Genomic DNA, 8,588 nt, shown 5'->3' on the forward strand with positions numbered 1-8,588 from the left:
ACCGACCGCGCTGGCTGCCGGGACCAACCCGGCGGGTGCGGGGAGCACACAGTGACGTTCGTGCCGTCCTTCGCCTGAACGGGATCATCCCCGCACGCGCGGGGAGCAGGCTCGTCCACCAGGCATTCTGCCGTCACCAACCCGCAGATCTGAACACTTTCACTGAGTTCGGCAAACCCGAACGCCCTCCAGGTTCCTGCCCGCGCTGGATACGCCTGGTTCGAGGTGTGGTTGCAGCCGCCCGCGGAGTGATGCACGATCTGTTTTCCCGCTTTCGCGGGGGTGGCTCTGTAGACGAGAGCACTACCAACTCGGCCCTGCCCGCGCGGGGATGCTCGTCTGCGTTGTCAGTGCTCGCCCCTATCGTCTCCTCTCATGCCGATCACGGATATCTGTAGGGCCCTCGGCCTGACCCGACAGGAAGTACGGCGCCTGGGCACTGTCTGGGGAAAGTCCCGGGCGAAGGCCGGTGGTACAACGAACTTGCTGGTCTCTCACATGCTCGATACGGCGGCCGTCGCCGAGCGTATCTGGGATGGCTACCTCGCTCCCCGTACCCGTCGCCAGATCAACGCCATCGCCCCTGACGGTAATGGTCGGCGCTTCTTCGCCTGGATCTGCGGCATCCACGACTGCGGCAAGGCGACTCCGAGCTTTCAGCGATTAGACGCCGCCGAAGCCGCCCCCGTCAGCGCTGCCGGCCTCACCTGGGACCCGGGCCTGGTCACCCGTGACACCTCCCGCATATGGCGGCACGACAGGGCCGGCGGCGCCATGATCCGCAGCATCCTCAAGACCGCGGGGTGGAGCCGGCATCAGGTCGCATGGGTGTGGCCCCTGATCGCCGGACACCATGGCTCCATCGCTGCTCAGCAGCCGTCGGACCGCACCTACGCTCACGGTCACGCCCAAGGCAAGAGCTCCGAGTGGAAAGCAGTCCAGGACCAGCTGGTTGAAGTGTTCACCCGTGCTCTGGGCTATGACACGGTTCTTGCCGTGCAGCCCGCCGCCGCGCCGAGCAGGGCCCTGCAGCTGGGCATCCTTGGGTATGTCGTCATGGCCGACTGGATTGCCTCCAACGAGACGCACTTCGCGGGACTCGACCGCCTCGACGCTATCTCTCTCACCAACGCTCGTGATCGCGCCCGCATCGGCTGGGCGGAGCTACGCCTGGAAGGAGGCTTGCGCGGCCTTGAGGAGCTCGGGGAGAGGGGCGACGTGTTCACCTCGCGCTTTGGCCATGGCCCGCGCGCCTCTCAGAGCCTTGTCGTCGACGCGGTGCGCCGGATGGGTGCGCCCGGGCTGACCATCGTCGAGGCACCGATGGGGGAGGGGAAGACCAAGGCGTTCCTGGCCGCCACGGAGGTGATCGCCGAACGTTTCGGCTTCACGGGGATGTTCCTGGGGATGCCGACCCAGGCCACTGCGGATCCCATGCTGACCAGCGTCAGCGGCTGGGCCGACGCCGTCACCCCGGGGGCCGGTGCCGACACGGTCCTGCTGCACGGAAAGCGTGCCTTCAATCCCGTGTGGAAGGCGATGCTGGAGAAGGAGCTGCATGCTTCCTACCTGAGCGTGCAGGAGGACGCCGATCCGGTCTGCGGCGAAGGCACGCATCATGCGCCAGCGGCATGGTTCTTAGGCGCCAAGCGAGGCCTGCTCGGGCATCTCGTCGTCGGCACGATCGACCAGCTTCTGCACGCCGCCACCCGTACCCGTCACGTCATGCTCCGCCATGCCGGACTGGCAGGGAAGGTCGTCGGCCTCGACGAAGTGCACGCCGCAGACGTCTACATGAGCCAGTTCCTCAAGGAAGCCCTTCGCTGGCTGGGGCAAGCCCAGATCCCCGTCATCCTCTTGTCCGCGACTCTCCCGCCGGCGCAGCGCCAGGCCCTCACCGACGCCTACCTCTCGGGCGCCCGCAGCGACCCGAGCTTCACAAGTCAGCTCCCTGCCGCTGACGGCTACCCCGCTGTCACCTGCGCGTGGCAGGACCCTGGCGCTGACACACCGACCATCACGGTCGAGGCGTGTGCGCCCTGGCGCCGGGACGTGGCGGTCCGGGTCCGGGCCCTTCCCGATGTGGCCGACCCTGACCAGCCGGTCATCGACACGCTGCGCGCCCAACTGGCCGCAGGCGGCTGCGCCCTTGTCATCCGCAATACCGTCAAGCGGGCCCAGACCACTTACCAGCGGTTGAAGGACGAGCTGGGCGGACACACCCTGATCCTCCACGGCCAGCTCACCGTCAAAGAACGCGCCGAGCGGACCGAGGACATCATTGCCAAACTCGGCCCCGGTGACGAGCAGCCCCGCCCCGACCGGCTCGTCGTCGTTGCCACCCAGGTCGCTGAGCAGAGCTTCGACGTCGATGCAGACCTTCTCATCACCGACCTGGCCCCCATCGACCTTCTCCTGCAGCGCGTTGGCCGCATGTGGCGCCACGAAGGAACCCGTCGCCCCGCCACGGTCACCGAACCGACTGTCTACATCACCGCCTGGCAGCCCCAGCCCGACAACGGCGCGCCGCGCTTCGAGCGCGGTGCCGAATATATTTACGGCACTTGGCTCCTGCTGCGTACGGCTGCCCTCATCACCCAGGCGCTCGAGGAGGGCTGGAATCTCCCCGGCGACGTACCCCGGCTGGTCGACGCCGTCTATAGCGGCCGCCCCTTGGTGCCTGCCGCGTGGGAGGCCGCCGAGCAGCAGGCAGCCGATGACCGGCATCGCGACCAGGAGCAGCGCGCTTTGAATGCGCAGCGCTTCCTTCTGGCCCGTCCTGGCGAGCGCGACGCACCCACTCTGGCGGGCCTGCATTACGCGGGAAGCGATGCGCAGGATGAGGAGCGCCTTCGCGCCGTTGTTCGCGATGGGGAGGACTCCGTCGAGGCAGTCCTGCTGATCCGCGACGGGGAAGAGTACCGGACGCTGGACGGCACGCCTCTGGGGGCGGCGGGGGCGCGGTCGGCCGGGCATGTCGAGGAGCTCGCTGGGGATCTGCTGCGTCTTCCCGTGGCGATGACGAGGGACTGCACGCCGGAGGCTTTGGGACTTGTTGCGTTGCCTGCGTGGTCGGGGCATCCGTGGCTGGGCCAAACGCGGGCGCTGATCCTCGATGCTGCGCTGTCCGGGCGGGCCGGCCCGTACCGGGTCATCTACGACCGTGAGGTCGGACTTTTGTACGAGCGGTAGGTCGGGTCCGGTGCGTGGGAGCCGCCGATGCTGGCCTTGGCCCGCCCGGCCGGGCGGCGGATGCCCTGTCCCGGCGGGGTGGTCTCGCGGTGGGCGAGGCCCAAGTCAGGCCGTTTCGAGGGGCGTTGTCAGTGCCTGCCGCCATGATGCGTCAAAGAGCGTTTCCTGCCCCTGCCTTGCACGCAGGGTCATCTCTCCTCTACATTCCGTCGCGTAGTCGCATTATCGGATTACGCCTCAACTTCCTTACAGAAAGGGGGAGTTGTGCTGAAGTCCTGCCTCGTCGACCATCTCGGATGGATCCCGGCAGCCGCCAACGGCAACAGCAGGGGCCTGCCGCTGCGCGAGTACCTGCACCACTGCCATGAACTCGACGAGCTCACCTGCGACTTGCCGACCATGGCCCCCGCCATCCGCTCCCAGGTCATCCTGCCCGTCGTGCGGCACGCCCTGGCCGACACCTTCACCTACGACACCTGGACCGACACGCTCAACGCAGGGCGTTTCACCAGTGCACAGCTCCAGGCGATCGACGAATACCTTGATGCGCGCCTGGACCGGTTCCGGCTGTTCGACGCCACGCATCCCTTCGGCCAGGCCCCGGGCCTGGCCCACGGCAAGGGCGAACTGAAGCCGTCGTCTTTGCTGGTCCCGGTCATCGACACCGGTAACAATGCGCCCCTGTGGGGGCCACGGACCGACAACGACCCGATCGCCCTCACGCCGGCCGAGGCGGTGCGATGGATGCTGCACACCCAGTGCTGGGACACCGCCGGATTCAAGGCTGCCGCGGTCGGCGACCCGCAGGTCAAGGCCGGGAAGACAGCCGGCAATCCCACCGGACCCCTGGGCGCTCTGGGCGTGGTCGAGGTGAGGGGCCGCACCGAGTTGGAGACTCTCCTGCTCAACCTCCCCACCACCTCGCTCGCTACCGGGGACAGGCCGCAGTGGGATCGCGAGCCACAGAACGCGACCTGGTCGACGCGTCCCTGCACAGGGATCCTGGATCGCTGGACATGGGCTTCTCGCCGCATCCGCCTCATTCCCGAGGAGACAAAATCGGGCGACACCGTCGTGCGCCGAATCATCCTCGCCGCCGGGGACCGCACCGCCACCGCGCCCACTCCCGACAGTGAACCGCGGACCTGCTGGGGCAAGAAGACCGAGAAGAAGAAGGAGATCATCTACCCGCGACGGCACCGGCCCGCGGTCGCCGCATGGCGCGGACTCCAAGCACTCGTCACCTTGCACCATGACGGCAACAAGCACTTCGAGACGTCGCAGCTTCTGACACAGGTCGCCCGCGCCCTCGCGGATGAGGACCTTCCCGACGACTACCCCCTGCGGGCAGCGCTCTGCGGAATCGAGTACGGCACCCAGAACTCCATCGTCAAAGACATCCTCGGCGACAGCATCCCGCTGCCTGTCGCGGCGCTGGCAGCCGACAGCGACATTCGGGAGCACGTCCTCAAGGCCGTCGCGCAGAGCGAGACGATCGCCCGATCCGTCACCAGCCTGCATCACCACCTGCTCCAAGCCGTCGGCGGCGAGACGCCTCCCACCGGCAAGGGCGCACGGGCAGGCGACCGTGTCCTGCACACCATCGACCCCTACATGCGCCGCTTTTTGACCGGATGCCAAAAGACCCCGGACAGCGAGCTGCTCACCCGAGCCCACCTCGCCTACGAGACGGTCCTTGACCGCATCGCCCGCGACGAAGCAAGCGCCATCCTGCGTGCCCTGCCAGGCAAGGCATTCACCGGACGGACCCGCGAGACCGCTGCCGGAAAGACCACCGTCTTCCGGCAGGCCGAAGCAGAGCGGTTCTTCCACGCCGACCTGCGAAGGACTCTCACCTACCTCTACCCCGACACCCCCAGCCCGAAGGCGGAGAGCGCCGCGTGACCGACACCACCGCTGGCCCGCACAGCAATCGAGACAGCCAGGGCCGCCGGCCCTGGTACTGGGAGGACTACACCCCCCAAGGCCGCAAGGCCGGACAACTCCCTGCGGGCGGAGACCTCGCAGCCCTTCGCCTGGGCCTCACCCTGGCCGCCGGGACCGCACCCCAGATGTGGCGCTTCTACCGCACCCCCGTCGATGACCAGTACGCAGGCCGCGGCGAGGCAACCGACGAACAGACGGCCGAGCACATGGCCCTCGCCCTGTTCGCCATGCACCAGCAGTCCAAGAACACGCTCATGCATCACAGCGGTCTCTCCTTCGGAACCGCTGTCCGCGCCCTTCACGAGCGATACAGCACCGAGGCCGTCGCCAGCCGTATGTCCGCCGCCGCGCAAGTCCGCAGCCAAAACGCGCTCTTCTTCCACCTTCGCGGACTGCTCGGGCAACTCTCGGTGATCTCCCAGCCGATCGACTACACCCGCCTCCTGAACGACCTCAAGGCGTGGCCGTGGCCCGATGGCCGATCCCGCGTCATCCGCTCCTGGGGCAGCACCTACAACGCCTACATCCGCGACGAGCCCGACGGGACGTAACCGGCCCCGACTCCGCCCATCTGCAACACCCCATCGCGTCCACACACTTCACAAAGGACCGTGCATGCCCACTACGCTGACCCGCCGCGCCTACATCGACGTCCACATCCTGCAGACGACACCCCCCGCAAATCTCAACCGGGACGACGCCGGAAGCCCCAAGGAAGCCATCTACGGAGGCGTCCGCCGCCCTCGCGCATCCTCCCAGGCATGGAAGCGCGCCACCCGCATGGCCTTCGTCACGCTCGGCATCGATCCGGGCGACCTCGGCACCCGCACCAAACGCATCGCCGCCGACCTCGCCGAGCGGCTGGCCAAGCGCACCGGCCTGGACGAAGAGGCAGCCGCCCGCGTCGCCGCCGCCATGCTCCTGCCGCTCGGTGTCACCGCCTCGTCCAAGAAGGCCGCCGAGACCGCCTATCTGCTCTTCTACGGGCACCGACAGCTCGACCAGCTCCTCGACCTCGTCGCCGACCGGGCACCCACCCTGGCCGCACTGGACGAGAAACGGCTCAAGGACGAGCTGAAAGACCTCGATGTCCACAAGGCCATCACCACCGGCCACCCCATCGACGTCGCCCTGTTCGGCCGCATGGTCGCCGACGTCCCCGGCATCAACGTCGACGCAGCATGCCAAGTCGCCCACGCCCTGGCCACACACGCCGCCGAGCTGGAATTCGACTGGTACACCGCCGTCGACGACCGCAACGAAAAGTCGGAAACAGGCGCCGGAATGATGGGCCGCATCGGCTTCAACTCCGCCACCTTCTACCGCTACGCCACCGTCGGCCTCCACCAGCTCGACGCCAACCTCACCGACCCAGACAAGGCCATCGAAACCGCCGCCGCCTTCGTCCAGGCATTCACCCGCTCCATGCCCACCGGATACGGCAACTCCTTCGGACACCGCACCATGCCCCAACTCGTCGCGCTCAACCTGCGCACCGACCAGCCCGTCAACCTGGTCACCGCCTTCGAAAAGCCCATCACCACCCGCACCGGCGGCTACGCAGCCCCCTCCGCACGCGCCCTCGCCCACGAGTACCAGACCATCGCCACCCAATGGGGCGCCCCCGCCCTATGGAGCGGCGTCACCCACAACTTCGCCAACGACCGCGACACCACCGACGCCCTCACCGCCGCCTTCGGCGACCAAAAAGACTTTCCCACCCTTCTCAACCAGCTCACCGACCGCCTGCGCACCCTCGGCCAGGACCAGAAGGCGGCCACGTGACCACCCGCACCCTCCTCCTGCGCCTGGCCGCACCCCTGCAAGCGTGGGGCAATCACCGGGGCCAAGTCGAACGCCGCCACACCCACCCAACCCCTACCAAATCCGCCGTGATCGGCCTGCTGGCCGCCGCGCTCGGCCGCGACCGCGAAACCCCTCCCGGGGACCTCGCCCATCTCCAGATGGGTGTCCGCGTCGACCTTCCCGGCACACTCCTGCGGGACTTCCACATCGCATCCGACTACCGCGGCAAGCCCCTCCCCTCCGCGAAGGTCAACACCAAGGGCATCCAGACCCCCACCTCACCGCCCAAACACACGCTCACCTCCGAGCGCTACTACCTCCAGGACGCCGCATTCCTCATCGCCCTCGAGGGCCCCACCCCGCTGATCGAAGAGGCTGCCGCGGCCGTCGCCAACCCGGCCTACCCCCTCAGCCTCGGCCGGCGATCCTGCCCACCCACCTACCCCCTGCACCTCTGCCTCGCCGACCTCCCCCTGGCCGAAGCCCTGACCCGCCAGCCCTGGCTCGCCTCACCCCACGCCCGACAGGTGTGGTCACGCAGCCACAACGGGGAAAAGCCCCCCACCATCCACCTCGCGGCCGAGATCGAAGACCCCACCGGCGACATCCGTCTCAACGACCAACCCCTCACCTACCAGTTCACCCACGCCCGCCACGCCACCCGCCGCGTACGCGCCTTCGATATCCCCATCGCCACCGGATGGGATCCCACACCCGACACCGACCAGCAGAGCGGCCACGACCCGCTCTCCCTCCTCGGATGGTGACCCGCCCCATGGCCTACCTCTCCCGCATCCCCATCGCACCCCTCCGCGAAGGCGCCCGCCGCCTCCTGAAATCCCCCCAAGCCATGCACGCCGCAGTCGCCGGAGCCGTCACCTGGCACACCGAACCCGGCCGCACCCTGTGGCGCATCGACGCCGACACCCCCCACCGCCCCTACCTCTACGCCGTCACCCAGGTCCAACCCGACTGGGTACACCTCACCGAACAAGCGGGATGGCTCATCGACGAGCCCAGCGTGAAACCCGCGATCGCCGACTACACACCGCTGCTGGCCAACCTTCAAACGGGACAGGAATACGCCTTCCGCCTCACTGCTTCCCCGGTCCACAACACCAAAAAGCCCGACAAACCGACGCCTGCCCAGATGCACTCGGCCGAGGAAGCCGAAGCAAAGGGCCAGCGCAAGCGCGGCTTCCGCCTGGGACACAGCTCCACCCGCCACCAGCTCGAATGGCTCACCACCAGGGTCAAGACCCACGGCTTCGAACTACGTGAAATCCCGCCCCAGGTCCCAGCCGCCCCCAGCATCCTTCCCCTCGATGCCCCGGCCGGAGATCCGGATCCCGTCCTGGATGTCCGCCTCACCAAATCTGAACGGCGCGCCTTCACCAAGACGGACACCACCGACGGGAAGCCCGTCATCAAGAGCGGTCAGCCGGTCAAGCGCCAGGTCACCATCATGACCGCCAGCTTCGAGGGCACCCTCCGTGTCACCGACCCGGTCGCACTCGCGCGGCTTCTCCTCTGTGGCATCGGACCCGGCAAGGCCTACGGCTGCGGCCTCATGACCCTGGCCCTCATCCCGACGCCTTCTGCGCCCGGGGAGTGAGGAGGTGCCCACGGTCGGCAAGCGTGCC

At 68.0% G+C, this 8,588-nt stretch carries 6 protein-coding genes; all 6 read left to right on the plus strand.

Annotated features, from left to right (window positions below):
* The first annotated feature begins 375 nt into the window (after positions 1 to 375).
* Complete coding sequence (gene cas3, locus ACZ5CR_RS43325) at positions 376 to 3,192, plus strand: CRISPR-associated helicase Cas3' (RefSeq protein WP_468868643.1); 2,817 nt, start codon at positions 376 to 378, stop codon at positions 3,190 to 3,192.
* A 264-nt stretch (positions 3,193 to 3,456) separates the two neighbouring features.
* Positions 3,457 to 5,097 carry a type I-E CRISPR-associated protein Cse1/CasA gene (gene casA, locus ACZ5CR_RS43330; RefSeq protein ID WP_468868646.1) on the plus strand — a complete coding sequence of 547 codons (1,641 nt, stop codon included), beginning with the start codon at positions 3,457 to 3,459 and terminating at the stop codon, positions 5,095 to 5,097.
* Positions 5,094 to 5,690 carry a type I-E CRISPR-associated protein Cse2/CasB gene (gene casB / locus ACZ5CR_RS43335; protein WP_468868648.1) on the plus strand — a complete coding sequence of 199 codons (597 nt, stop codon included), beginning with the start codon at positions 5,094 to 5,096 and terminating at the stop codon, positions 5,688 to 5,690. Before casA ends, casB begins: the two co-directional genes overlap by 4 nt.
* Positions 5,691 to 5,754: 64 nt before the next feature.
* The gene (cas7e, locus tag ACZ5CR_RS43340) at positions 5,755 to 6,924 is read left to right on the plus strand and encodes a type I-E CRISPR-associated protein Cas7/Cse4/CasC (protein WP_468868653.1); all 1,170 of its coding nucleotides are present in this window, start codon (positions 5,755 to 5,757) and stop codon (positions 6,922 to 6,924) included.
* Entirely contained in the window at positions 6,921 to 7,712 is a 792-nt protein-coding gene (gene cas5e, locus ACZ5CR_RS43345) for a type I-E CRISPR-associated protein Cas5/CasD (RefSeq protein ID WP_468868657.1), read from the plus strand. Before cas7e ends, cas5e begins: the two co-directional genes overlap by 4 nt.
* A gap of 8 nt (positions 7,713 to 7,720) precedes the next feature.
* The gene (cas6e, locus tag ACZ5CR_RS43350; RefSeq protein WP_468868661.1) at positions 7,721 to 8,560 is read left to right on the plus strand and encodes a type I-E CRISPR-associated protein Cas6/Cse3/CasE; all 840 of its coding nucleotides are present in this window, start codon (positions 7,721 to 7,723) and stop codon (positions 8,558 to 8,560) included.
* The last annotated feature ends 28 nt before the right edge of the window (positions 8,561 to 8,588 follow it).

This window comes from Streptomyces sp. NPDC031274, assembly GCF_055570235.1.